1 pseudogene is annotated in these 270 nt (G+C 57.8%); it reads right to left on the reverse strand.

Annotated elements, in window-relative coordinates:
* Positions 1-270 (reverse strand): annotated as a pseudogene (locus AF337_RS32685) (cytochrome-c peroxidase); the annotation flags it as partial.

Below are 270 nucleotides of genomic sequence, written 5' to 3' on the forward strand. Positions count from 1 at the left end.
ATCCCAATAGGCCTGCGGCAGGTCGTCATATTTCCGAACCGTGCCATCTGAATTTTTCGGATACCAACGGCCGGGATCGTTGTCGCGCGTCGCATAGAAGGAGACGACGTCGCGCAGCGAGTGGAAATAGCCGTTGTGGAAGAAGCTCTGCTTCAGCGCGACATTGCGCAGCGTCGGGGTGCGGAACAGACCGCAATATTCGCCGCGTCCGGCAAAGTCGGTGCGTTGGGGACCGCAGAGACCGAGATCATGATAGTTCGGATCGTTGTT

It is taken from the genome of Rhizobium ecuadorense (assembly GCF_001187535.1).
Classification (GTDB): domain Bacteria; phylum Pseudomonadota; class Alphaproteobacteria; order Rhizobiales; family Rhizobiaceae; genus Rhizobium; species Rhizobium ecuadorense.